Raw genomic sequence first — 22,958 nt, 5'->3', positions numbered from 1 at the left:
CACCCGAGTCCACGCATCGTCGCGGTACTGGCCGCGGCCGGCTCAATAACTTCCTGCGCTTTACCGTGGGGCTTGGGTCGGCGTGGTACTCGGATTTAGGAAAATCGAAAAAGATCCTGCTGTGGGAAGTCGCATGACGCGCCTCGCTTGGTGTGTGGCTTTTTTCGCCATGGCGCTGGTAGCGATGAGGCAGTCGGCTCTACTAGCCGCGAAATTGGCAGAGAAATACGCATGGCCGCTCATCGAGCAGTGGCACGGCTGTTGGGACATCAAGCATTGTTCGGTGTCATGGCGGGGCCAAGCCGCGATCGTCCTTTTTTTGGTCGGCCCTGCTGTGGCTTGGGCATCGGCGGGGTGGAAGTACTCGCGTCAGCCGACTGCCGGGAGGTTCGCTTGGACAATGCTCTCGCTGTTGGCAGGCACTGCCCTGTTCTATCTGGGGTACTACGCCTTGATTTGGTGACGTGGATAATTCATGGCCACCAACCATCGGCTGCCGTCCACGTTTGCCCTTGGGGTAGTACGGCTCGACAGCCGCAATCTGGCGCGACCACGGCACCACGCTTTCCATCTCCGTCAGGAAGCGCTGGCGTCGCGTCCCCCGTTTCTTGCCGTGGCTTTCCGCTTCCGTAAAACTGATCTGTCGCTTGGAAAGCGTTGATTCGGTGTTTTCTACCCACCGATGGCGTAGCACTGTGACTTTTTGTAGCGGGCGGTTTTGAGCGTACTTTGTGCCCTTATACTGCGCAGGTCGTTGCAAACACAGCGACCGGGTTTGACAGCCTGCTAAGAACGCGGACATGTGCCTCTATATGGCTTTTGTTCGTCTTGCCTTTGCGCGCCCCTACGGGCGGGCCTGGGCGGGGGAGCTTTCGAGCTCACCGGTTCCTTCTTTCCGGCTGTCAACCCCATTTGACAGCGGGGAGCGGGTTGACATCGCTTAAGTAGGAGGCACACCCATGCCCCAGTCTTCGCTCGCCCATCCCGGGCAAATCGTATCCTCCAAGCCAGCCATCCTCTGCCAGCGCCTGCGCGCCTCCCAACGGAGGGCGCCCGATGCATAGGTATCCGCACTACAACATCACCGCCCAGCGCGCCGGGCGCGACACCTTCCTCACGGCCCACGCGCCTTCCGAAAGCCCGCTAAGCCTTGCCGCGGAAAAAACCGCGCAACTCAACGCGCTGCTGTCGGTGGCGGTCGAGAACGCTGCCGGCGGTTCCTTGTGCAACATCACCGAAGAGGCGCAGAGTCATCTGCTTTCGCTGGCGGCCGTGCTCGCGCATGAACCGCTGGTGTTGAGCGAGTTGGCCGCGCAGGACGATGAGGGGGAGGGTGGCGATGGATAGTGGGTAGACGGCCAAGCGCAGACGTAGATGAAGTCCAAAGCCCGGAGCCGATTGGGTCGCTCAACTCTCGTCGTCTGCCAAGGCCTCGCGTGTATCCATTGCAGCCTTCTTTAGCGGCCTATCTTGGGCGGATTGGATGGCAATCCCTTGCCAACATCATGCCAGGTTAACGCGAGCCACGGGTGCCTGGGCGTGATCAGCGGCTTTGGCCAACATCGTTCTGCGCAAACTGGACTGCAAGGCCGATCGCCCGTAGGCTGTATCCGTTCACCTGCCAGCCACCCCCGGTCCTCTGCGGATGATCGGGGCCAAACGGTATCGCCAGGATCCTGAGTCCCGCCCAGGGGATCTCAATGCGCGCCGATGGCCGCACGTCGATCAATATGTCGTCCCGATGCAAGCCACCCCGCGTTTCGGAGTAAGGCTGTGCGATGGCACCCCAACGGCGTAGCCAGGCACACAGGTGCGTAGCGACCTCCCTCACGTCCGAGCGCACGTACACCACGCCAGGCCGTAGTTGAGGCATCTCGATATCCGGTGCATCGATGGACAACGAGAAGGGCAGCGTAGCCGAGAAGAGGCTTCCGAGCCCAGGCTCGCTTACCACCTGGATAGCGCCGCCCATCAACTGGGCAAGCCGATGGCAGATCGAAAGCCCGAGTCCAGAACTGGCGGCCGGCTGCCGGCTACCGCTTGCCTGATAATACGACTCGAAGATGCGCTCCTGGCTTTGCGCGGCAATGCCGACGCCGGTGTCCGCCACTTGCCACATCAGCTCGACGCCTTCCGGCCGGGTTGCCACCATCCGCGCGCGCAGCACCACCCGGCCCATCTGCGTGAACTTGATGGCGTTGCTCAGCAGGTTGTTCAGGATCTGGCGCACGCGAACCGCGTCGCCCAGTACGCTCCCGGGAATGTCCGCATCGATACAGGCGTAGATGAGCAGGCCCTTGCCTTGCGCGCGCGCAGCGTACGAGCAAAGCACGTCTTCCGTCAGGTCGAGCGGCGAGAAGGCAGCCGGTTCGAGCATCAGGCTCCCGGCTTCGATCCTCGAGATGTCCAGCGCGTTATCCACTACCTGCAATAGTGAAGCCGAGGCCCCTTCGATGGCCTTGATGTACTCCCGCTGCTGCCCTGACGCGCCGCTCAAGGCCAGGAGCTCAAGTGTTCCCAGGATGCCGTAAAGTGGCGTACGAATTTCATGACTCATGGTGGTCAGGAAAACGGTCTTGGCCTCATTGGCGGCTTCCGCCCGTTGAATGGCCAGCTGCGTTGCTGCTTCCATTTCCTTGTGGGCGGTGATGTCGCTGAACGCGCAGATCACCACGTCTTCGCCCTGGTAGCGCGCCGACGCGAAAGATACATAGACGCTGCGGCCGTCATGCAGCACCAGTTCGCGGCCGGTGCCCGGATGGCGGTCATTGGACAGTGCGGCTTCGCGCCACGAGACGTCGGGATCAAACCAGCTTCGCGCCAATCCGTTGGCAAGTGGCACGTTGCCGTCGCGGCGGCGAAGCACACACAATGCCACCGGTGCCGCCTCGATAATGGATCGGCTAAACGCTTCGCTTTCAATCAGGCTGTCAAATTGCCGCTGCGCCGGCCGCACCTGGTGCCGATTGATATACACGATGCCGATGCCCATGCCGATGATCAGCAGAACGAAGCCCCCCAGTGCCAGCCGGATAGCCGGCATGCATGCGTTCAGCAGCGCGCTCGCACGAATGACATACACAACACGCCAGCCGTCGTCGCCTACCGCCTTGCTGAGCGTTAGGTACTTGGGTATTGGGCCCATTCCGTATCGAATAAACGCATCCTCGCGCGTCATTCTCGCCAGATCGCGCCTTAATTCGGCATCTCCCGTGCTTTCGAGAACAACGTTATCCTGACGGTCCAGCAGCATATAGCTTAGGCCAGGCTTGGACAGCAGAAGACCCGGCTCGACATTGTCCAACGCCAATCCAAGCCAGCCGGCTGTTTTCTCGCCAGGATCGACCCGGCCAAACATGTAAAGACGGTGATGCGTGCGATCGCTGGCCCAGATAATCGACCCGGTGTCAGCCGATTGCGCGTGCCGCGCAACCAGCATGTTTGTCACCTCGGGCGAGAGAGCCTCCCGGATTCCACGGCGGTCGCTCTCCAGCCCTACCTGAGTGGACTTGGCAGCGGTCCAGTAGACCAGATGGGCGCCTGAACGCGCGATGGCGTCCCTGTCCCGTTCAGTCACATACAAGGTCCAGCTCTTCCCGGCTTGCCGATCGATGGCGAGCGAAATCCCTTCGATGCGATGGGCCGCGCTTGTCGGCAACTGGACAGGCTCGCCGCTGCCTTCGGATATGGAGTCGATCAAGGATCTCAGCAGCGAGCTACGTCGCCCCAGGAAAATCTGCGCGTTATACGCCGCAGCATTCATCTGGCGCCGATAGGCAGAAATACTTCTCTCGAATTGAGACTCCAGGTACAGCACCGCGGCCATGCCCGCGCACAGCAGCAACGTCGCTGCCAGGAGATATAGCATCACAACGGCTACGCGCGGCGGCGATATCTTGACGCTACGGCGCCCAGCACGAAGTCGGTGGAAATGCATGATTGAATATTGCCGTCGATCGGAATTCTTTCCTATCGGACAATTCTCAATCTTTGATTTCAGCAGTGATTTGCCATAGCCCCCCATCCCCCCCGCAATGCCGCTGGCAAGACCCCGGAGTGTCGTTATCCACGCAGCGACTTGACGGTCTCCACTGCAGCGGTATCCTCGTTGGCAGGGGCAAACCGAAATGCGAACGCGTACTCGTACAGCTCGCGGTCGTTCGCAAGGCCCAGTTTTTTCATGCCCGCAATGCGCTGCGTGCTCACGGTCTTGACGCTGCGCCCCAGCGCCGTGGCGATCTCACCGACGGTCATGCCTCGCGTATAGCGGCGCAGCACTTCGGTCTCCCGTGCCGAAATGCAGTCGTTGGCAAAGACGTCGATCGGCTCCTCCGCCATCCGGGAGTGAGCCATCAACTTGCGCACCGATTGCGCGATGTACATTCGCCCTCGCGCGACGGCCCGGATGGCACCCGCGATCTCCCTGGCCGGGTCGCTCCTCAGCAGCAGACCATGGGCACCCGAGACGATCATGGCTCGCAGGACCAAGGGGCTGGATACCTTCGTGATGATCACAACCTTCAAGCGAGGACAGGTGCCATGCAGAAGATCCAGCAATGCGATATTGTCGTCATGTCGCCGGCCCGGACGATGAAAGGCGCAGAGCAGGACATCGGCCCTGGCTCTGCCCGGCCACTGCATCAGTTCGGCGGAATCCACGGGTTCTCCAACGATCTGGACTTCATCCATCAGCGCTAACACCTGGCGCGTCTTTTTCCGCGACGTGGAATGGTCATCCGCAAGAAGCACTCTGATTGGCACAACTAAGCCCTCCGATCAACGAATCTGTGTAAAACCGATCCGGCGCCCGGCGGACCGTGCCCGGCGCGGCGCGCCCCGCTCCGTAGAGCCGGCCCATCCGGGATGCCGCGACCATCCACTACACGTTGGCCTGCACTCGGATGAACGGCTCCCGGATATTCGGTCTCGGAAATCTCTGGCGTGGCGGCGGCCGCGTAGCCGCCGGCTGGCAGCAGCACACACAGGCTGGCGCGGCCGGCCTGGCGGGCCACTTCGATTATTTCGGGCGATCGGTATGGCAAGGGGTTGTAAATCTCCAGCCGCGTAACAGCGGCACGGCAAATAGCGATGACCGGAATGGCGTAGCAATATCTCGCCCCTGCTTCAAGGCGGCAGGGCCTGACATCAAGCCAATCCTCCTGCGGGTAGCGGCAAGGCGTGACCCAGATCAATCGGGGGCGGGCAAGACCTTCCGATGGCTTGGTTACATGAAAGTGCATATTGGCCGCCAAAGCCCCGGTATGGATCGCATGTGTCAGCAGATATTCGCCAGAATTCCCCGGTAGCGACACAGGACAGTTCTTGTTTTCGGTAAAAATAAATGAATTGAGATTATCGCCACGCTTAACAACGCGTGTGAGATCGGGTGCCCGCCAGTGCAAGTCAGCCTCTCATCAAGGTCAGGTGTGGCCCCATTCGAAAAATCCCTCCCGAGTTGGTCATCTGGTGTGCACAAAGACCTTAACCTCATCTGGAACGCGCGCTGTTCTTTGCGCGCGTCAGATATCGAGATTCTGTCTATCGTGGAATTACAATTCTTTTTCGCTAATAAAATTGTAATAAAGTATACAAAATACTTAAATTATAATGAATTGGGAATTGTGATATTGTCGGCTGGGAAATTAAAGAAAATAGGCTTCTACGGTGCGGATGAAGCCAGGGAAGTTATCCGGCGCGCACCTGCCAAGTGGTGGGGATTCTTGCGTCGTTCTGGTCGATGATGATCAACCATCCCCGCTAGCCAGCCGCCCGGCAGCTGTCAATGTCGAACTGGCTGTGTGCCGGCACGTTGCTGCAGAACCAGATTATTCTGGTAGAAGAGGCGTGATGACTTCAGTATTCTTGAGGTCGTCGGCATCAACATTCCCTGGTGATGCCGACTCCCGATTCCGGCGAGGATTCCCCCCCCTCTGCCCGGACTTCTACCCACCCAAGCGACCCTCGCGGGCAGCTTGGGTTTTTTTTTGTGCGCCCGGCAGGGCGCATCCATAGCGCCCCGCTACTGAAAAAGCTCGGTAGCAATGCAGAAGGTAATGAGCTGCTGGTCGGTTGTGACACCGAGCTTCTGCATTGCTGCCACCTTGTGGCCACTCACGGTCTTGATACTGCGGTTGAACTGCCTGGCGATGTCCTGAACCGATTCCCCGCCAACGAAATGGCGAAGCACTTCATATTCCCGCGGCGACAGCGTCTTGATTCGCTCGCCAATGGAATCCGACCCCGAGTTCTCGCGAAGAGACCCCTGGAGGGATGCTGGAATGTATCTGCGGCCACTCCGGATCGCGAACAGGGCGGCGAGGATGTCGTTGAGAGAGTCGCCCTTGAACACCACGCCGTGCACGCCGGTATCGTAAAGGGCCGATACGATGATCGGGTTGGTGAGCATTGTCAGCACCAGCAGCTTGACGCCGGGGAACGTCCTGGCCAGGTATGCGATGAGCTTCAGTCCATCCCCGAAGACCGGATCACCGGGCATGGCAAAGTCGGTGACAATAATATCCGGACGGGCAAGGGGAATCTTGGCGATCAGGTCCGAGGGGCCCGAGGCGGAATCCACCACCACGAAACGCAGGTCCCGTTCGATGACTTCGCGTATTCCCATGAGTACCAGGGGATGATCGTCCGCTAAGATGATTTTGGTCTTTTTCATGGAGTTCAAAAAATCGGATAAAGGGAAGCCGCCGCCTGGTCGATTGTCAAAACTCAGCGAGAATGGCCTCGATCTGCGAGGCAACCAGCGTTATGCCTGCCTTCTGCTTTTGCTGAAGGCCTTCGCTGCGAATGTCTTCCTCCAGGGCTTCACAGTATTTCACGAGTCTGAACAATTTTACGGTAGCAAGTGCTCCGCGGATACGATGCAACGTATCCAGGGCAGCGCCGGTGGACGAATTCACGCTTGCTCGATTGAGCGCCGTGATATCGCCACGCATGGTCTCGGAGAATACGTCGCGGAACCTGAGCGGCACGATCCCGATTTCATCATGGCTGGCCGGGGACTCCGGGACTGCCTCCGGCGCGTGCCGTATGACCGCAGGCGAGCGCAGATGAGACCGTAGCGCCCCCAGGTCAAATGGCTTGACCAGCCAGGACGTCATGCCTGCGTCCATGCAGCGTTGCTCCTCTTCGCGCATCGCATTGGCGGTGATCCCGATAATAGGGCCCTCGTAGCCTTGTTGTCTCAACGCTTCGGCCAACTCGTAGCCATTTGCCCTCGGCATGTTGATGTCCGTGATCACGACATCGAACAGATCGGGGTGCCATCGGGCCAGCGCATCCACCCCATCGCAGACCAGGACAACCAGGCAGCCGATTTGTTCAAGTTGCTCCTTCAGGATCATGCCGTTGATAGCGTTATCCTCGGCCACGAGGACCCGAAGCTGTGCGCAGGCAGCGAGCGGCTCCGCCTGCCTGTCAACTGGCTCGGATATACCCGGCACCGCGAGGGCGATGGCGCTGCCGATCGCTTGAATGCTGTGCGCACTCAGGTAGCCACGTCCCGCCGACAACGCCGCGTCCGCCGCGGCAGGCTCGCTGCCGGCAAACAGATAATTCCCGGTCCAGCCCTCGGGCACCGGGTAGGCGACGAGAAGGTCCAGCACACGCACGTGCCGCGCAGCATCGACAGGAACATCGTCTGCCGTGTGCGTGGTGGCCCCCCAGCGCTTCAGCCATGCGCACACATTGTCGGTCAACTCCTTGCCCGGGGATCGCACGTAGACGGCTTCCCCCGTCAGCACGGGCGCTTGCGACGGTACCTGCACCGCAGCGTGCGACAAGGGGAGCATCAGCGAAACGCTGCTTCCCAGGCCAGGATCGCTGAACACCCGGATGTCCCCATGCATCAGCCTTGCCAGGCGCATGCAGATGGACAAGCCCAATCCGGCGCCGCTTACCGTATGCATATTGCTGTCGATCCGGTAGAACGGGGTGAAGAGTTCCGCTTGACGTTCCCGCGCGATCCCGACCCCCGTGTCCACCACCTGGAACACGAGCGTCACGCCATCGCGCTCTGCTGAATCTTGCCGGACGCGGAGAATCACGTGACCGGTTTCGGTAAATTTGATGGCGTTGCTCAGGAGATGGTTCAGTATTTGCTGAATCCGCATGGTGTCGCCACGCAGGTGCTCAGGCAGATCGGGCGCAACGCAGGCGTACAGGAGCAGGCCCTTTTGCCGGGCGCTGGCGGCAAAGCGGCTGACGCTAGCCTCCACCAGCGATAGCAGGCAGAAGTCGTCCGCCTCGACTGACAGCTGCCGCGCTTCGATCTTGGCGATATCCAGGACGTCGCTGATGATTTGCATCAGTATTTCCGACGAGTTACGGATCGTCTGGACATACTGCCTCTGCGCGTTGCCGAGGCCGGTGAGATCCAGGAGTTCCAACGCGCCCATTACGCCATACAGCGGCGTCCGGATTTCGTGGCTCATCGAGGCCAGGAAGGTGGTCTTGGCCTCGCTCGCGTTGTCGGCGTCCTGCTTTCCCTTGGCCAGGGCGCGTTCGATTTCCTTGCGTGCGCTGATATCGGCAAACGCGCACAGCAGCACGGCTTGACCACGGTAGCGGGTCGGCGCGAAAGCCAGGGAGAGCGGCCTGCTGCCGTCGCCCCGGATTTCCTCGATCGCGCCGGGCAGGGTAGCAGCAAGCACTTGCGTGGCCTGGGAGGCATTGTCGAGAACGCACTGCAGGTCCTGGTGCGTATCCAGGTCCGGATCCAGGTCCGGATCCAGGTCCGGATCCAGGCCCGGGTCCAGGTTCAGCCATTGCTTTGCCAGATGGTTGCCGCACAGCGCCGTACCGTCCGCCCGGTTGTAAATGCACAGCGCCACAGGCGCGGTCTCGATGAGCGCGTGGATGAATGAGTCGGTTTCCGCCAGCCGCTCGTGCGCCCGGCGCGCCGGCACTACCACGCGCCGGTTGTGCCAGCGGACGAAGGACAAACCGCCGCCCAGCCCGAATAGCACCAGCATTGCGAGGATGACTGGCAGGCCCTTGTTATGGCGGAAGAAGGTCGGATAGCTGATGCGATATAGCGCGTGCCACGAGCCGCTCGGGTCCTTTAGCCGGAAGTACAGTCCATCGGCGGCAAAGCTAACGCCATCCGCCTTCGATGCGGGCATCGGCGCCTTGCCTGCAAAGGCGGTGCGGGCCTTGTCTTCCAGCCAGAAATCGTCGTAGCCGGGTGTTTCCAGAGAACCCCGAACACTGCCAATGCTATCCAGGTTCAACAGCGCGGCAGCGTAGAGCGTATCGTTCCCGGATTGCGTCTCTCGCGGTATGGCCGCCGCGGCATCAAGAGGCAGGACGGCGAGCATCTTGCCTGCCCCCCCGGCCGCCGGATCTGCGCGGAGCCAGCTGACAGCCTCCGATGCAACGTCGCGCCCGCCTGCGTGCGTGCCGGCATGCTGCGAGCCCATCGAGAACACCACGCCGTACTCCTCGGACCTGTTGTCCGAATTGGAGCGGAACGCCTGCATGCCGACACTGGTATCGGCGTGCGTCGCGATCAGGAAGACATCTGCCGGAGGATGTTGGGATGCTGCCCAGTACGCGCTGTAGTAATCGAAAAAAAATGTGCCAAACCGGAGCACGGATCTGTCTTGCGGAGGACAGTCCGCCGTGCCCCTGCAGGCAATGCTGAACATGACCGACGTGCGCGGAACCCGCGCCTCGAACAGCATCACGCCGCCATGGACGCTCGAATCGATGCGCCGCAGCTTGACATCGCCCGTGTAATCATCGGGATGCAAGCTCTGGACTCGCGTGCGCAGGCGTATCAGGAAGGCCTCCTGCTCCCGGATATAGCCAGTGAGTCTGGAAAAATGGATGGCGATCCGTTCTTCCTGATCCTCCACAACGCGGAACATGCCCCAGCCAAGCGTGCCGGCCAACATCAGCGCCAACGGAATGACGACGAACAGGACGAGACTCAGTTGCCTCTGCATGCGGGCAAGGTGGCGGATCGGACTGCTTTCCATTAGCGCGGCAGGTGGTGAAAGGCATCGTGTCTGCGATGGATACCCGGGGAAATTGGAAACCTCTACGGCAGCACCACGCTGCAGCCCGGTGTGGCCGGCATCGCGCACACGCCAAAGGACGGAGAATGGCCTGCTCTGCCCCGAGCAATACATAAGCGTCACTGGACGTGTCACTGAAAGTGGGGCAACTCGATGTGTACACCAGATCCGACGATTGCTCAATAGCCCCGGATCATATCCCGGCATGCAGGAAGGGCCCGGACGATGCCAGTTGACGGTAGATCGTGATGGCGGCAGCGGGGCTCCGGCTGACTTGCGTGGCGGATCGGCAAGGTGACTGTGGTGACTGCTGCGCTGGCGAGGACCTGTGCTGAGCTTGCAGCCTTCTTTCTCTGCTGATCTTGGAGCCTATCCACGGGACTCCCTGCAGAATTTACGCCAAGTCCTTGGCGTGCTAGATTGGCGCCTCGATGTCTTGCCATCACGGAGCCGACCCATGCGAACGCCAACAAGGCAGCAAGCCTATGACGAGGCGAAGCGATTTATCGAGACCATCGGCCTGCGAGATGCGCAGGCGCTACGGCACAAGTTTGGCATTTCCAGCGCAGTGGCCGAAGAGATATTCGAGTGCATCGATGAATACTTCGATGAGGGGGTGATCCTATCCATTGCGCCACTGGAGGTGGCCTTTGATTCGCGTACGCAGAAAAGGCCATGCATTGATGTCTATGAAACCAATGAAAAGGCATTAGGAATGGAGTGTGTACTCTTTGAAAATGGCAGGCCCGGTGAGGCTATTCTCCATATTGAAGTTTCAGAAGACAACGAAAAACTGGATCTGTACTACAAGTACATTGGATCTTGATGGGATTTCTGGCTTGATCTCTTCAAGTTCTCGACGCTTCGGGCAAGCCGCTATCCAAGCAGTGGCGCATCGACCTCTACCTGCCGTTCGAAAGCTACAACCCGCCATATGGGCGCACGCGGCATCCGCTTGGCGCGGCACGCACCCCAGGCGGGTCGTCCGGTGGCGCTGACAGCCGCCTCAAGCCGCCTCAAGCCGCAGCGAGCGCTGCGCCCGCGGGCTTCCAGACCGCGCCAGCATAAAACTCCGCGCCAAAATCCGCCGGCACGTCTCCACGAATCCGCTGCTCGTGCAGCGTCAGGTCGGCCAGCAGCAGATCCCGGCTGATGCGGGCGACCGAGGCCGGAATATCGCGCCGCATGCTGGGCACATCGCCCAGCGGCACGCCGACGCTGGCAAAGCCTGCTGGGTTATGCATGTGGAGATTGCGTAGCCACGGCGCGGCACCCGGTGTTTTCTCAAGGTACTCAAGGCCGCTGCCCAGATAAGGCGACGCGGCGAGTTCGTCGTCGCGCGCATCGGCCGGAGGCTGGTAGCGGTCGCGCCAGCGCAGGATATGCGGCGCAATGTCGGCCAGTTCCGCCCGCGCCGACGGATCCACCAGGTAGCCCGTGCCGGCAATCGCAAAGTCGAAGCGAAGGGTCTGCCCTTGCACCTCGGTGACGATGCGGCCGGACTCCACTTCGGCGGCGCACAGCGAGGTGCTCAGGTGCAAATGGAACTGCGGGAATTTGAGCGCCCGCTCCACCGAGTCGGCCGGTGGCGTGGATCCGGCGCGCCGATAGCGGATGGCTTGCTCCCAGCGCGTGGCATCGGGCAGGGCGTGGTAATTGTCGTAAAGGCCGGGGTAGGCGCGCACGCGCGATACCGGCGTGGCGGCGATATGGTCGCGGCGCGCGAACAGGTGCACGGCGGCCGCGCCGGATTCCAGCGCCACGGCGGCGGCGTCGAAGGCGGAGGCCGCCGCGCCCAGCACGGCTACCGTCTTGCCACGCAGCGCGCCGAAGTCGATGGCATCGGCCGTATGCGCGGCCAGCCCGGCGGCCACGGCCTGCGACAACACAGCGGGCACGAACGGCGCGCCATTGCCGGCCACGCCATTGGCCAGGATGACCTTGCGCGCGGTCTCGATGCGCGGCTGCCCATTCACGTCAAGATGCAGCCGGAAGTGCTGCAGCGCGGCGCCGGTTACGGGCTCGATGCGTACCACACGCGTGGCGTAGCGCACCGGCACGCCGAGGAAGTCGCGGTACCAGTCCAGGTAATCCGCCCAGTCCAGGCGCGCAATGCGGTCGATGGCGGCATAGGCCTCGGCGCCGTGCCGCGCTTCATACCAGGCCTGGAAGCCCAGCGTCGGCAGGCCGAGCTCCGGCCCGACCAGGTTCTTGGGCGTGCGCAGCTTCTGCATGCGGGCGCGCGTGCGCCAGACGCCGGCCAGCGCACCGTCTGGCGCGGCGTCGAGCACCGTCACGCGGCCGATGCCCGCGCGGCGCAGCGCGAAGGCATAGGCGCTGCCGCTCTGGCCGCCACCAACGATGGCCACGTTGTGGTCGATGCCGGCATGGTCCGGCACCCAGTTGTCGGGCGCGGGGCCGAGCAGGCGCAGCGTTTCGCGCGCGAGGAAATCGGGATCGGAGCCGGGGAAGGAAGAAGTTGTCGTCATGCTGCAGCGGCAAGGGTTGAGGCGGCGGGCCTGGAGGAAGCGGCTGGATGCGCGGGGCGCTTGAGCCCAAGGTGCTCGCGCAGCGTGCGGCCGTCGTACTCCGCGCGGAACAGGCCGCGGCGGCGCAGCTCAGGCAGCACCAGCGCGATGAAATCGGTGAGTCCGCCCGGCAGCACCGGCGACATGATGTTGTAGCCGTCGGCGCCGTATTTGCGGAAGCGCTCTTCGAGCTGGTCGACGATCTGCTCGGGCGTGCCGATCACCTGCCAGTGGCCGCGCGCACCCGCAACGCGCTGGTAAAGCTGGCGGATGGTCAGGTTCTCGCGCCGCGCAAGGTCGATCACCAGGCGCTGGCGGCTCTTGCTGGCATTGGTCTCGGGCAACTCGGGAATCGGGCCGTCGAGCGGATAGCCTGACAGGTCGAAGCCGCCCGTCAGGCCAGACACCAGTGCCAGGCCGACCACCGGGTCGATCAGCGCTTGCAGTTGCTCGAATTTCTCTTTGGCTTCGCTTTCACTCTGGCCCACCACCGGGAATACGCCGGGCAGGATCTTCAGGTCATCCGGCTCGCGCCCGTAGCGGGCGAGCCGGCCTTTGACGTCAGCGTAGAACGCCACGGCATCCTCCACCGTCTGCTGCGCCGTGAACACGGCTTCGCCCGTGCGTGCGGCCAGTTCCTTGCCGGCTTCGGAGGAGCCGGCCTGCACCACGACCGGATGGCCCTGCGGCGTGCGCGATACGTTGAGCGGCCCCTGCACCGAGAAATGCTTCCCCTTATGGCCCAGCACATGGCGCCTGGCGGGCTCGTAGTAGCGGCCACTGGCCTTGTCGCGCAGGAAGGCATCGTCCTCCCAGCTGTTCCACAGCCCGGTGACCACATCGGCGAACTCCGCCGCGCGCTCGTAGCGCTCGGCGTGGGCGAAATGGTGGTCGCGGTTGAAGTTGCGCGCTTCGTGCTCGTTGGATGAGGTGACCAGGTTCCAGCCGGCGCGCCCACCCGAGATATGGTCCAGCGAGGCGAACTTGCGCGCCACGTGATACGGCTCGTTGAAGCTCGTCGAGGCGGTGCCGACCAGGCCGATGCGCTGCGTCACCGCAGCCAGCGCGGACAGCAGCGTAATAGGCTCGAACTGCGCCTGGTAGCTGTGCGCGGTACGGCTGAGGAACTCGACATCGTCGCCGCGCGTGCCTACGCCGTCGGCCAGGAAGACCAGATCGAACTTCGCCGCCTCGGCGGCCTGGGCGAGCGCGATGTAGTGCTTGAAGTCGATGCCCGCGTCGGCCTTGGCATCGGGATGGCGCCAGGCGGCGATATGGTGGCCGCTGGGGTAAAGGAAGGCGCCCAGGCTGAGGAAACCGCTACGTTGAGCCATGATTGCTTATCGATTGCTTATCGGTTGTTGAGGGATATCAGGCGGCTATGCGTGTGCCTTGCCGGCCCTGCGGCCGTGCCAGCCCCAGGTGCTCGCGCAGCGTGCTGCCTTCGTACTGCGTGCGAAAAATGCCGCGCCGCTGCAGGATCGGCACCACGCCGTCGACAAAGTCCTGCAGCCCGTCGGGCAGCGCATCGGGCATCAGGTTGAAGCCATCGGCCGCGCCGTGGCGGAACCAGTGCTCGATGTCGTCGGCAATCTGCTCGGGCGTGCCCACGATCACGCGGTGGCCGCCGCCGCCCGCCAGCTCGCGGATCAGTTCGCGCACGGTGTAGCCATGGCGCCGCGCCAGCGCGAGCGTGGCGTTGAAGAAGGTGTGGTTGCCATTGCCGTTGGCGGGCAGGGCGAGGTTGTCCGGCAGCCGCTCGTCCAGCTTCAGGCGGTCCGGCGTGATGCCGAGCGTGCCAGCCAGCCGCGCCAGGCTGTAGTCCCAGGGGATCAGGTCGATCAGCTCGTCGCGCCGCCGGCGGGCCTGGGCTTCGGTGGCGCCGATGATGGTGGTCAGGCCGGCCAGCACCTGCACGGCATCGGGCCCGCGCCCAAGCGCTTGTGCGCGCGCCTTGAGCTCGCGCCCGTAGGCCAGCGATTCCTCGAACGATTGCGATGCCGAGAACACAGCCTCGGCATGGCGTGCGGCCAGCTCGCGCCCGTCGGCGGAGCCGCCGGCCTGCACCACCACCGGATGGCCTTGCGGCGAGCGCGGCAGGTTGAGTGGCCCCTGCACGCTGAAATGCTCGCCCTGGTGCGCAATCGGCTGCACCTTGGCGGTGTCGACGAAGCGGCCCGATGCCTTGTCGCCGATAAAGGCGTCGTCCTCCCAGCTGTCCCACAGGGCCTTGACCACGGACGTGAATTCGGCCGCCCGCGCATAGCGCTGCGCGTGGTCCGGCGCCGCATCGCGCCCGAAATTGCGCGCCGACGGCACATCGGCCGTGGTGACCACGTTCCAGCCGGCGCGCCCCGCGCTCACATGGTCTAGCGTGGCGAAGCGCCGCGCGATGTTGTAGGGCTCGTTGTAGCTGGTGGACGCCGTGCCGATCAGGCCGATATGCGTGGTCGCTGCCGCGATGCTGGCCAGCAGCACCGTGGGTTCCAGCGCCGGGATCGGGCGGAAATGAATCTGGTCGACGATAGCGGCGTTGTCCGCCAGGAACACCGCGTCGAGCCTGCCGGCTTCGGCGATCTGCGCCACGCGGATGTAGTGCCGCACGTCGGTAAAGGCGGCGGGATCGCTGTCGGGCAGCCGCCACGCCGAGGGCACGAAGCCCGAGTGCAGGATGTTGATGTTGAGGTGGAGCTGGCGCTGGCGCGCCCCGTTCGATGCACTCATTGGTAGGTCCCCGGTTCCGGATGGCCTTCGCCCAGCACCCAGCGGCCGACATTGCGGGTCTTGTACTCGGACGGGTTGTGCAGGGTATGGATGCGCACGTTGCGCCAGAAGCGGTCCAGGCCGGTCTTGCGCACCGCCGAGCGCGCGCCCGTGACCTCGAAGATCTCGCTGGAGACCTGCAGCGCGACCTCGCCGGCCAGCACGTTGGCCGCCGCAATGGCCACGGCTGCTTCGCCGCGCTCCTCGGCGCTGAGCGCTTCGCCGCGTGCGATCACGGCGTCGAGCGCGAGCAGCGCGCGGTCGGCCAGCGCGGTGGCGGCCTGGGTCTTGACCCAGAGCTCGCCGTATTGCCGGCGCACCCACGGGTCGTCCACATGGCGCTCCACGCCAGAGTGAATCCATGGGCGCGACTCATGCACCGTGTATTCACGCCCGGCGCGCAGCGCGCCTTGCGCCGTGCCGATGAACACATTGAGCAGCACGCTTTGCTGCTGCAGCGGCGTGACCGTGCGGTAGGGCTCGGCCGGCGCGCCGGTGGGGTTCAAGGGCACCGGCTGCCCGAGCACTTCGCTCTCGTGCACGCGCACACCCTGGTAGGTGACGCGGCCACTGCCGGTCTGGCGCTGGCCGATGCCGTCCCAGTCGTCCTCGATCACGATGCCTGCGCGGTCCGCGGGAATCGCGGCAAAGCGGCGTTCGCCGCTGTCGGCGTCTTCCCAGGCAATCGCCAGGAAGTCGGCCACGTGCGAGCCGGAGGTGAAGGGGCGATAGCCGTCCAGCACGAACCACTCGCCATCGCGCCGTCCAAACAGGCTCCTGGAAAAGCTGTTCGCCGTGTTGCCCCAGAACCAGTTGCCTTCGGCCGAGCGGCGCCACAGGCTGGCGGCCTTCTCCGGTGCGTTGCGCAAGCGCGGGCTCAGCAGGCTGCTGTAGTGATAGCCGAACAGATGGCCGAGCGAGCCGTCCACCTGCGCGAACAGGCGCGTGATGCGCAGCACGGTCGACCAGGTTTCGCCCTGGCCGCCGACTTCGCGCGGCAGCAGCAGCGTAAGCAGGCCGTGTTCCTTGAGCAAGCGGATCTGCTCGGCGGGTTTCCCGCCGGCCTGGTCGCGGGCGATGGCGTCGTCGGCGAAGCGCTCGCGCAGCGAGACCGCGCGGGCGATGAAGGGGTTGCCGGTGTCCGGCTCGAACAGCGCGGGCGCTGGTTCGCCCGGCGTGTGAAGAAAGGCGACGTTGGCGGTCATGTTGGGTCTCGGTCGGTAGCCGTCATCGAAGGCTCAATGCACCTTGGCAAAGCCATGGCGCTCCGCCAGCAAGGCAAGGATGCGGCGGGTATCGGTGACGAAGCGCAGTCCGCCATGCCGCTGGGCGTCGGCAGGTGCCGGCGCGGCGTCGCCCAGGATCAGCACCGGCAGGCCCTGGTGCGCCTCGCCCAGCAGGGCGGCCACCGCCTCGCGCGGTCGCGCAAACGGCTCGCGTGAAATGTCCAGGCGCGCTGCCAGTGCGGGCGCGCTGGCCAGCAGGCCTTCGATCGGCAGGCAGTCCGGGCAGACGAAGTGTTCGCCGGGATGCTTGGGGTCGGTAAATCCGGGTTGCAGCAGGAACAGTCGGTCGCGGCTCATGATGTTTGGTGGGGTCGGCAGGTTCGGCGGGGTCAGCGATAGATGGCAGGCGAGGGGAACTCGCCCGTGAGCAACCACGTGCCCACCGTGCGCTTCTTGTACTCGGCCGGGTTGTGCAGCGTGTGGGTGCGCACGTTGCGCCAGAAACGGTCGAAGCCGTTGGCGTTGGTGGCCGAACGCGCGCCCATCACCTCGAAGATCTCGTTCGATACGGCCAGGCCGGTTTCCCCTGCGTACAGGTTCGCGGTAGCCAGCGCGATGGCTACCGGCCCGCGCTGCTCCAGCGTCAGCGCCTGTCCGTAGCCGTAAATGGCATCCAGGCTGCGCGCCGCCTGGTCGGCCAGCTCGGTTGCCGCCAAGGTGCGGATGGCAAGCTCGCCGTATTTGCGCTGGACCCACGGATCATCGACATGGCGCTCCACGCCTGAGTGGATCCATGGGCGCGACTGCGTGGCGGTATAGGCGCGGCCTTCGTCGAGCGCGCCCTGTGCCGTGCCGACAAACACGTTGAGCAGCACGCTTTGCTGCAGCAGCGTGGTCAGCGATGCGAAAGGGGTGAGCGGATCGTCGGGTTTGCCGAGCAGTTCATCGTCGCGTACCAGCACGCTGTTGAACGTCACGGTGCCGCTGCCGGTCTGGCGCTGGCCGATGCCATCCCAGTCATCCTCGATCACGATGCCCGCGCGATCGGCGGGCACCACGCCCATCAGGCGTTGGCCCAGCGCGTTCTCCCATGCCAGCTGGATCACGTCGGCCACATGGCTGCCGCTGGAGAAGGGCCGGAAACCGGTGACCACCCAGCCCTCGTTGCCGGGGGCGCGCTGTGCACTGGACGTCTTCGACAGCGCATTGCCCGAGTTGCTCCACAGCCATTGCGCCTTGGCGGCGGCGCGCAGCCAGCGCTCCTGCTGCGCCGGCGTGCCGCGCGCCTGCACGGCGTGCACGGGCAGATGGTGGTAGCCGAAGAGGTGGGCCAGCGAGCCATCGGTACGTGCGAATTCGCGCACCACGCGCAGCAGTGAAAGCCACGAAGCACCGCCCCCGCCGTAGGCCGTGGGAATGCCCGCTGAAAGCAGGCCGCTTTCCTTGAGCAAGCGGATTTGCTCGGTAGGCCGGCCGCCAGCCTTGTCGCGGGCGACGGCATCGGTATGGAAGGTCTCGCGCAGTACCACCGCGCGGGCGACGAAGGGATCGTTCAGATCCGGGTCGAAGTTGGACATGCCGCGTTGTCTTCTCGAAGTTGCACCCGAGAGACGATAGAGCAAGGCTTGCGCGCCACCAACGAAGCAAACCGCGCTTGCATATCCACTTTTGTGGATGGCCTTGCGCCGCGAGCCGGCGTACTTCCTTTGGCCCGGCCGCGCGGGCATGGCCGGGCTATGGCGCTATTGATCCTGCAACGCCGGCACCCTGGCTTCCTTTCCCGTTTCGGCGGCGCTATAACCGTCACCCTTCCACTCGATAAGGCAGAGCCCGTGGCCAAAAGGGTCGGACAGCATCGCCTGCCGCCCCCAGGCGAAATCCTGCGGCCAGTCCTCCAGCTCGGCGCCGGCTTCCAGCGCACGCTCCACCGCGCTTTCCAGGTCCGCCACCACGAAATCGAGATGCGCCGGCGTCCAGTGCCGGCGATCGTCGCGCCGGCCGTCGGCGCGCGTGCTGGGCCTGGTGCCCGGTGCCTTGGCCAGCAGGTAGATCGGCGCGCCGCCGCCCAGCATTTCCGCCACGGAGCCGTCGAACAGCTTGCGCGCCAGGCGCAGGCCAAGGCCGTGCTGGTAGAAGCGGATGCCGTGCGCGAGGTCGTCGACGTCGATATTGATCAGCAATTGCATCGCGGTCTCCTGCTTGGAATGGGGGGCGCGGCCCGCAAGGAAGCACTTCGCCCGAAGATCAGGATTGTGCGCCGGCACTCCTGACACGTACTGTCAGGAGTGTTCTACTCGGCGCCTGTGACGCGCAAGGCTGAAAGCGGCCCCGGGAGGGCCCCCGGAGGGCCTCAGGCGCGCATTGGCGCCAGCAGGGCATCGACCACGGGTGCCAGCGCATCGCCCAGCGCGATGTGGTCGGCGGCGTCCAGGTGCACGCCGTCGACTTCGCTGCTATGGATGACCGTGCCGGTGTCGAACCAGTCGCAGCCGCGCGCGCGGCAGACTTCCTGGAAGGCTTGCGCCAGCCCCGCGCATTTGTGCTCGCCGCCGGCAAACTTCGGCGCCAGCGGCCCGCGCGGCGTGGTGATGGGCGGGGGCACCAGCACCAGCACCGGTGGCACGGGCATGCCCGGCTCGATGGGTGCGCCGCGGATGGTGTCGAGCAGGGCGCCGATGCCTTGCGCGGCGTGCCAGGCGTGATGCGGGTGCATGGACTGGAAATCGTTGCTGCCGAGCATCAGGATCACCAGCGCCAGTGGCGCGTGCATCTCCATGCGCTGCGCCAGGCCCTGGATGCCGTTGCGGCCCGGCTTGAAGGGATCGTCCCAGACCGTGCGGCGGCCGTTGAGGCAGTCTTCCAGTATCCGCACGGGGCGCTGCCCGCCGGCCTTGGCACCGTTCAGTGCAAGCTCCAGCCGGCCGGGCCAGCGCACCGGCCAGGGCAGGCGCTGCCGCGTGCCCGGCACGATGCCCCACGATAGCGAGTCGGCGTAGACCAGTACCTGCAGCGGATCGATGGCGCTAAGGACATCGGTTCGTGTGTCGGGAGACGGCAGGGCGCTCATGGGTGGGCTCCGGGAAGTTTTGCTGCGGACCTTGGCACAGACCTTCATAATATCGGCTAACTATAGATCGGGAGAGTTAAGTTGCGTTTCGAGCACCTGGTGGAGATCAACGATCCACAAAATATCCAGTTGGACACGCTCACGCCGGAGCAGCTCTGGCAAGGGCTGGTGCTGCGCAGTGCCGAGCCCGAGCTGTTTGTCATGGGGCTGGACCGCGCGGAGATCGTGGAGCGCGGCGACGACTGGGTCGAGCGCAAGCTGCATTTCGGCAAGGCCACGATTCGCGACCGCGTCGTCTTCGAGCCGCGCCGCGTCGTGCGCTATGAAACCGCCCCTACCGACGAGCACGCCGGCGGCACCCTGACCATGGCGATCGAGACGCCGGGCCCTGGCGCCTTGCTGCTGCGCTTTGTCTACGAGACCACCATGCCCGCGGTGGACGACAGCGGCGACGATCGTTTCGCCGAAATCGTCAAGTCGGCTTATCACGAGGCCGACCTCGACACCGTGCGCAAAATCCGCGAACTGGCCGCCCTCGGACGGCTGGGGTGAGCGAGCAGCCCTCGTCGCCCGCCTCCCGCGGGCAGCCGGGCGGTCCGACCCGGGAATCGCTGCGGGCACGCTATGGCAGCCAGCTGCGCTGGCTGGTGCTGCTGACGCTGATGCTGGGCACGGTCTCCTCGATCGTGTCGTCGACCATCGTCAATGTAGCCATTCCTGACCTGAGCCGGCATTTCGTGCTGGGGCAGGACAGCGCGCAATGGGTGGCGGCCAGCTTCATGATTGCCATGACGCTGTCGATGCTGCTCACGCCCTGGCTGCTTAACCGCTACGGCTTGCGCCGCACGTTCATTGGCAGCTTGCTGCTGCTGGGCATGGGCGGGCTGGTCGGCGGATTCTCGCCCACCTATGGGGTGATGATCGCCATGCGGGTGGCCGAGGGCATTGCGGCGGGGATCCTGCAGCCGTTGCCCAATATCCTGATCCTGCGGGTGTTCGAGGAGCGCGAGCAGGGCAAGGCGATCAGCATGTTTGGCTTTGGGGTGGTGCTGGCGCCGGCGCTCGGCCCCAGCGTGGGCGGCTTCCTGGTGGAGGCCTTCGGCTGGCGCTCGATCTTCTTCGTGGTGGTGCCGCTGACGCTGATCGGGCTGTGGATGGCGCGCCGCTTCATGGCGGTGGACTCGGCCATGATGGGCGAGCGCAAGCCGCTCGACTGGCAGGGCCTGGGCCTGGCCGGCATTGCCACCGTGAGCCTGCTCAACGGGCTGGTGCAGATGCGCGAGAGCGTGCCTGCCGGCATGGCGCTGGCAGGCTTTGGCGTGCTGATGCTGGTGGTGTTCGTGCTGTGGCAGTTGCGCGCGGAGAACCCGCTGATGAACATGCGCCTGTACAGCTACCGGCAGTTTTCGGCCGGGGCGGTGGTGGCGTTCATCTATGGCGCGGGGCTGTTCGGATCGACCTACCTGCTGCCCGTCTACATGCAGATGGCGCTGGCCTATACGCCGTCGCGCGCCGGGCTGGTGCTGCTGCCGGCCGGCATCGCGCTGGCCCTGACCATTGCCGCGGCGGGGCGGCTGACTCATCGCATCCCGCCACACCTGCAGGTGTCGTTCGGGCTCGCGCTGCTGTCGGCTTCGTTCCTGCTGATGGCGATGGGGTCCCAGGCCACGCCTTACTTGCTGCTGGTGGGGTTTGCGGTGCTGGGGCGGATCGGGCTTGGCTGCATCCTGCCGTCGCTGACGCTGGGCTCGATGCGGGGCGTGGATTATTCGCTGATTGCGCAGGGTTCCAGTTGCATCAACTTCATCCGGCAACTGGGCGGTGCGATCGGGGTAAGCCTGGCCGGCGTCGGCCTGCAATGGCGGCTGGCCGCGCAGGGTGCGGTGCTCGGTACCGACGGCGACCCGGCCGCGCGCATTCGCGCCTTCGACGAGACCTTCCTGGCGGTTGGCCTTGTCATTGCCACCGCCATCCTGGCAGCCTGGCGGATACGGCCTAGGCCGCTGGCCGAGGCCTGAAGGGTTAGCCGGCCGAGCGCCGGCTAACCCATATGGCATATGGCTTCAGGCGGTGGCGCCGCTGCGCAGTTCTTCCACCAGCGCGATGTATTTTTCCTGCGCGTCTTCCTGGGCGGTGCCCTTGAGCGTTTCCCAGGCTTCGAACTTGTAGCGGCCGACGAAATCGGTCATGCCCGGCTTGTCGCCATGGGCGTCACCCTCGCTGCCTTGCTTGAACAGCGCGTAGAGGCGCAGCAGGGTCATGTTGCTGGGGCGCTCGGTCAATTGCTTGACGTCGATCTGGGCTTGGGCAAAGCGTGCCTGCAGGTCGCTCATGGGGTTCTCCTGGCTGGATGGGGGGGATGCGTTTTGGGTTCGGTGTTCGGGAAAAACCCGGTAGCCGCGATGATAGCGCCCGCCACCGCGCGTTTGAGCCGAAAGAAACCGAAGAACGCTTCAGTCCGGCGCACCCCGGGCGAGGCGTGCGCACCGCGCGCTAGTTCAGCTTTTGGGGCCGCTCCGGATACAATCTCGCCATGTCCTGGATTCTTGCAGTTGAAACCTCCACCGAGTGGTGTTCCGTCGCGCTCGGGCGCATTGCCGATGGCGGCGCCCTGGAGTGCCTGGTTCGTCATGAACACACCGGCCCGCGCTCGTCTTCGCGCGTGCTGCCGGCCGCCGGCGAGTTGCTGGCCGAAGCCGGCATTGCCCTGTCGGACTGTGCCGCCATCGCCTTTGGCGCCGGGCCGGGCTCCTTCACGGGCCTGCGCACCGCCTGCGGCGTGGCCCAGGGCATGGCCTTTGGCGCCGATCTGCCTGTGATTCCCGTCAATTCGCTGATGGCTTGCGCCGAACGCGTGCGCCTGGGCGGGGAAGGGATGCCGGCGCTGCCGCTCGACGTATCCGTGCTGGTGGCGCTGGACGCCCGCATGGACGAAGCCTACGCAGGCGCGTTTCGCTGGGATGGCGCCGCGCAGGCGTGGCAGGCGGCGACCGACATGCAGGTGTGCCCGCCGGAGGCCGTCAGCCTGCCCACCGGGCCGTTCTGGCTCGCGGGCAGTGCCGCTGCCGTGTTTGGCGAGCGCCTCAAGGCCACGGCGCTGGCGCTGCACAGCGTGCCCGAGGCCTTGCCCGCCGCGCCGGCCCTGGTATCGATTGCCTTGCGCGCGCTGGCCCGCAACGAAACCGTTGCGCCGTCCGATGCCATGCCGATCTATCTGCGCGACAAGGTCGCCCAGACCATCGCCGAGCGCCAGGCCGTGGCGGCGCAGCGCGCTGCGCTGGCGGCGGGAGACCAGCCGTGAGCGTGGAGCGCAACCCGCCACCGGACGCCGGCTCGGCCA

General features: G+C 64.6%; 20 protein-coding genes and 1 pseudogene. 7 read left to right on the top strand and 14 right to left on the bottom strand.

The annotated features are described in order from the left end of the window. Positions 1-133: 133 nt before the first annotated feature. Positions 134-463 carry a hypothetical protein gene (locus tag AC1Q7Q_RS12795; protein ID WP_492371724.1) on the top strand — a complete coding sequence of 110 codons (330 nt, stop codon included), beginning with the start codon at positions 134-136 and terminating at the stop codon, positions 461-463. Positions 464-487: 24 nt separating this feature from the next. Here the strand turns inward: AC1Q7Q_RS12795 and AC1Q7Q_RS12790 are convergent. Beyond that, a pseudogene (locus AC1Q7Q_RS12790) lies at positions 488-694 on the bottom strand (hypothetical protein); the annotation flags it as partial. Positions 695-1,056: 362 nt separating this feature from the next. On the opposite strand from AC1Q7Q_RS12790, the gene AC1Q7Q_RS12785 reads away from it, so the two are divergent. Continuing rightward, positions 1,057-1,347: a hypothetical protein gene (locus AC1Q7Q_RS12785; protein ID WP_492371657.1), complete on the top strand. Its 291-nt coding sequence runs from the start codon at positions 1,057-1,059 to the stop codon at positions 1,345-1,347. 196 nt (positions 1,348-1,543) lie between these two features. On the opposite strand, the gene AC1Q7Q_RS12780 is transcribed toward AC1Q7Q_RS12785, so the two are convergent. Both AC1Q7Q_RS12780 and AC1Q7Q_RS12775 read right to left on the bottom strand, forming a co-directional pair. Continuing rightward, positions 1,544-3,868, bottom strand: a complete 2,325-nt coding sequence (locus AC1Q7Q_RS12780; RefSeq protein WP_492371658.1) for an ATP-binding protein — start codon at positions 3,866-3,868, stop codon at positions 1,544-1,546. Positions 3,869-4,062: 194 nt separating this feature from the next. Continuing rightward, the gene (locus AC1Q7Q_RS12775) at positions 4,063-4,689 is read right to left on the bottom strand and encodes a LuxR C-terminal-related transcriptional regulator (RefSeq protein WP_492371659.1); all 627 of its coding nucleotides are present in this window, start codon (positions 4,687-4,689) and stop codon (positions 4,063-4,065) included. Positions 4,690-5,543: 854 nt separating this feature from the next. Between AC1Q7Q_RS12775 and AC1Q7Q_RS12770 the strand changes: the two genes are divergently transcribed. Next, positions 5,544-5,741 (top strand): hypothetical protein, encoded by a 198-nt coding sequence (locus tag AC1Q7Q_RS12770; protein ID WP_492371660.1) that lies wholly within the window; start codon positions 5,544-5,546, stop codon positions 5,739-5,741. 278 nt (positions 5,742-6,019) lie between these two features. Here the strand turns inward: AC1Q7Q_RS12770 and AC1Q7Q_RS12765 are convergent, their stop codons facing one another. Both AC1Q7Q_RS12765 and AC1Q7Q_RS12760 read right to left on the bottom strand, forming a co-directional pair. Next, on the bottom strand, positions 6,020-6,670 hold the full coding sequence (locus tag AC1Q7Q_RS12765) for a response regulator (protein WP_492371661.1): 651 nt from the start codon (positions 6,668-6,670) through the stop codon (positions 6,020-6,022). 46 nt (positions 6,671-6,716) lie between these two features. After that, positions 6,717-9,995: a hybrid sensor histidine kinase/response regulator gene (locus tag AC1Q7Q_RS12760; RefSeq protein ID WP_492371662.1), complete on the bottom strand. Its 3,279-nt coding sequence runs from the start codon at positions 9,993-9,995 to the stop codon at positions 6,717-6,719. A gap of 496 nt (positions 9,996-10,491) precedes the next feature. On the opposite strand from AC1Q7Q_RS12760, the gene AC1Q7Q_RS12755 reads away from it, so the two are divergent. Further along, positions 10,492-10,860: a hypothetical protein gene (locus tag AC1Q7Q_RS12755; protein WP_492371663.1), complete on the top strand. Its 369-nt coding sequence runs from the start codon at positions 10,492-10,494 to the stop codon at positions 10,858-10,860. Between the two features lie 190 nt (positions 10,861-11,050). Here AC1Q7Q_RS12755 and AC1Q7Q_RS12750 read toward each other — a convergent pair whose 3' ends face one another. From AC1Q7Q_RS12750 to AC1Q7Q_RS12715, 8 genes are all read right to left on the bottom strand, one after another. Next, on the bottom strand, positions 11,051-12,523 hold the full coding sequence (locus AC1Q7Q_RS12750; RefSeq protein ID WP_492371664.1) for a SidA/IucD/PvdA family monooxygenase: 1,473 nt from the start codon (positions 12,521-12,523) through the stop codon (positions 11,051-11,053). Continuing rightward, complete coding sequence (locus AC1Q7Q_RS12745) at positions 12,520-13,896, bottom strand: LLM class flavin-dependent oxidoreductase (RefSeq protein WP_492371665.1); 1,377 nt, start codon at positions 13,894-13,896, stop codon at positions 12,520-12,522. Before AC1Q7Q_RS12745 ends, AC1Q7Q_RS12750 begins: the two co-directional genes overlap by 4 nt. 37 nt (positions 13,897-13,933) lie before the next feature. Then, the gene (locus AC1Q7Q_RS12740) at positions 13,934-15,286 is read right to left on the bottom strand and encodes an LLM class flavin-dependent oxidoreductase (protein WP_492371666.1); all 1,353 of its coding nucleotides are present in this window, start codon (positions 15,284-15,286) and stop codon (positions 13,934-13,936) included. Next, the gene (locus tag AC1Q7Q_RS12735; RefSeq protein ID WP_492371667.1) at positions 15,283-16,530 is read right to left on the bottom strand and encodes an acyl-CoA dehydrogenase family protein; all 1,248 of its coding nucleotides are present in this window, start codon (positions 16,528-16,530) and stop codon (positions 15,283-15,285) included. The genes AC1Q7Q_RS12740 and AC1Q7Q_RS12735 overlap by 4 nt, the downstream gene beginning before the upstream one ends. Positions 16,531-16,563: 33 nt before the next feature. Further along, positions 16,564-16,908 (bottom strand): DUF3088 domain-containing protein, encoded by a 345-nt coding sequence (locus AC1Q7Q_RS12730; RefSeq protein WP_492371668.1) that lies wholly within the window; start codon positions 16,906-16,908, stop codon positions 16,564-16,566. A 32-nt stretch (positions 16,909-16,940) separates the two neighbouring features. Next, the gene (locus AC1Q7Q_RS12725; protein ID WP_492371669.1) at positions 16,941-18,128 is read right to left on the bottom strand and encodes an acyl-CoA dehydrogenase family protein; all 1,188 of its coding nucleotides are present in this window, start codon (positions 18,126-18,128) and stop codon (positions 16,941-16,943) included. 165 nt (positions 18,129-18,293) lie between these two features. Next, positions 18,294-18,737, bottom strand: coding sequence for a VOC family protein (locus tag AC1Q7Q_RS12720; RefSeq protein WP_492371670.1), 444 nt, complete (start codon positions 18,735-18,737; stop codon positions 18,294-18,296). A 164-nt stretch (positions 18,738-18,901) separates the two neighbouring features. Beyond that, positions 18,902-19,618 (bottom strand): SGNH/GDSL hydrolase family protein, encoded by a 717-nt coding sequence (locus AC1Q7Q_RS12715; RefSeq protein ID WP_492371671.1) that lies wholly within the window; start codon positions 19,616-19,618, stop codon positions 18,902-18,904. Between the two features lie 81 nt (positions 19,619-19,699). Here AC1Q7Q_RS12715 and AC1Q7Q_RS12710 point away from each other — a divergent pair, with 81 nt between their 5' ends. Together AC1Q7Q_RS12710 and AC1Q7Q_RS12705 are read left to right on the top strand one after the other, a co-directional pair. After that, positions 19,700-20,170: an SRPBCC family protein gene (locus AC1Q7Q_RS12710; protein WP_492371672.1), complete on the top strand. Its 471-nt coding sequence runs from the start codon at positions 19,700-19,702 to the stop codon at positions 20,168-20,170. Next, positions 20,167-21,636, top strand: coding sequence for a DHA2 family efflux MFS transporter permease subunit (locus AC1Q7Q_RS12705; protein WP_492371673.1), 1,470 nt, complete (start codon positions 20,167-20,169; stop codon positions 21,634-21,636). The genes AC1Q7Q_RS12710 and AC1Q7Q_RS12705 overlap by 4 nt, the downstream gene beginning before the upstream one ends. A 45-nt stretch (positions 21,637-21,681) precedes the next feature. Here the strand turns inward: AC1Q7Q_RS12705 and AC1Q7Q_RS12700 are convergent, their stop codons facing one another. Further along, positions 21,682-21,951 carry an acyl-CoA-binding protein gene (locus AC1Q7Q_RS12700; protein WP_150983548.1) on the bottom strand — a complete coding sequence of 90 codons (270 nt, stop codon included), beginning with the start codon at positions 21,949-21,951 and terminating at the stop codon, positions 21,682-21,684. Between the two features lie 200 nt (positions 21,952-22,151). Between AC1Q7Q_RS12700 and tsaB the strand changes: the two genes are divergently transcribed. After that, positions 22,152-22,919, top strand: a complete 768-nt coding sequence (gene tsaB, locus AC1Q7Q_RS12695) for a tRNA (adenosine(37)-N6)-threonylcarbamoyltransferase complex dimerization subunit type 1 TsaB (protein ID WP_492371674.1) — start codon at positions 22,152-22,154, stop codon at positions 22,917-22,919. Positions 22,920-22,958: the final 39 nt, after the last annotated feature.

Source organism: Cupriavidus sp. GW823-FHT07A04 (genome assembly GCF_058794615.1).
Note: the sequence above shows the minus strand (reverse complement) of the source record. Positions and strands in the feature narration are given on the sequence as shown.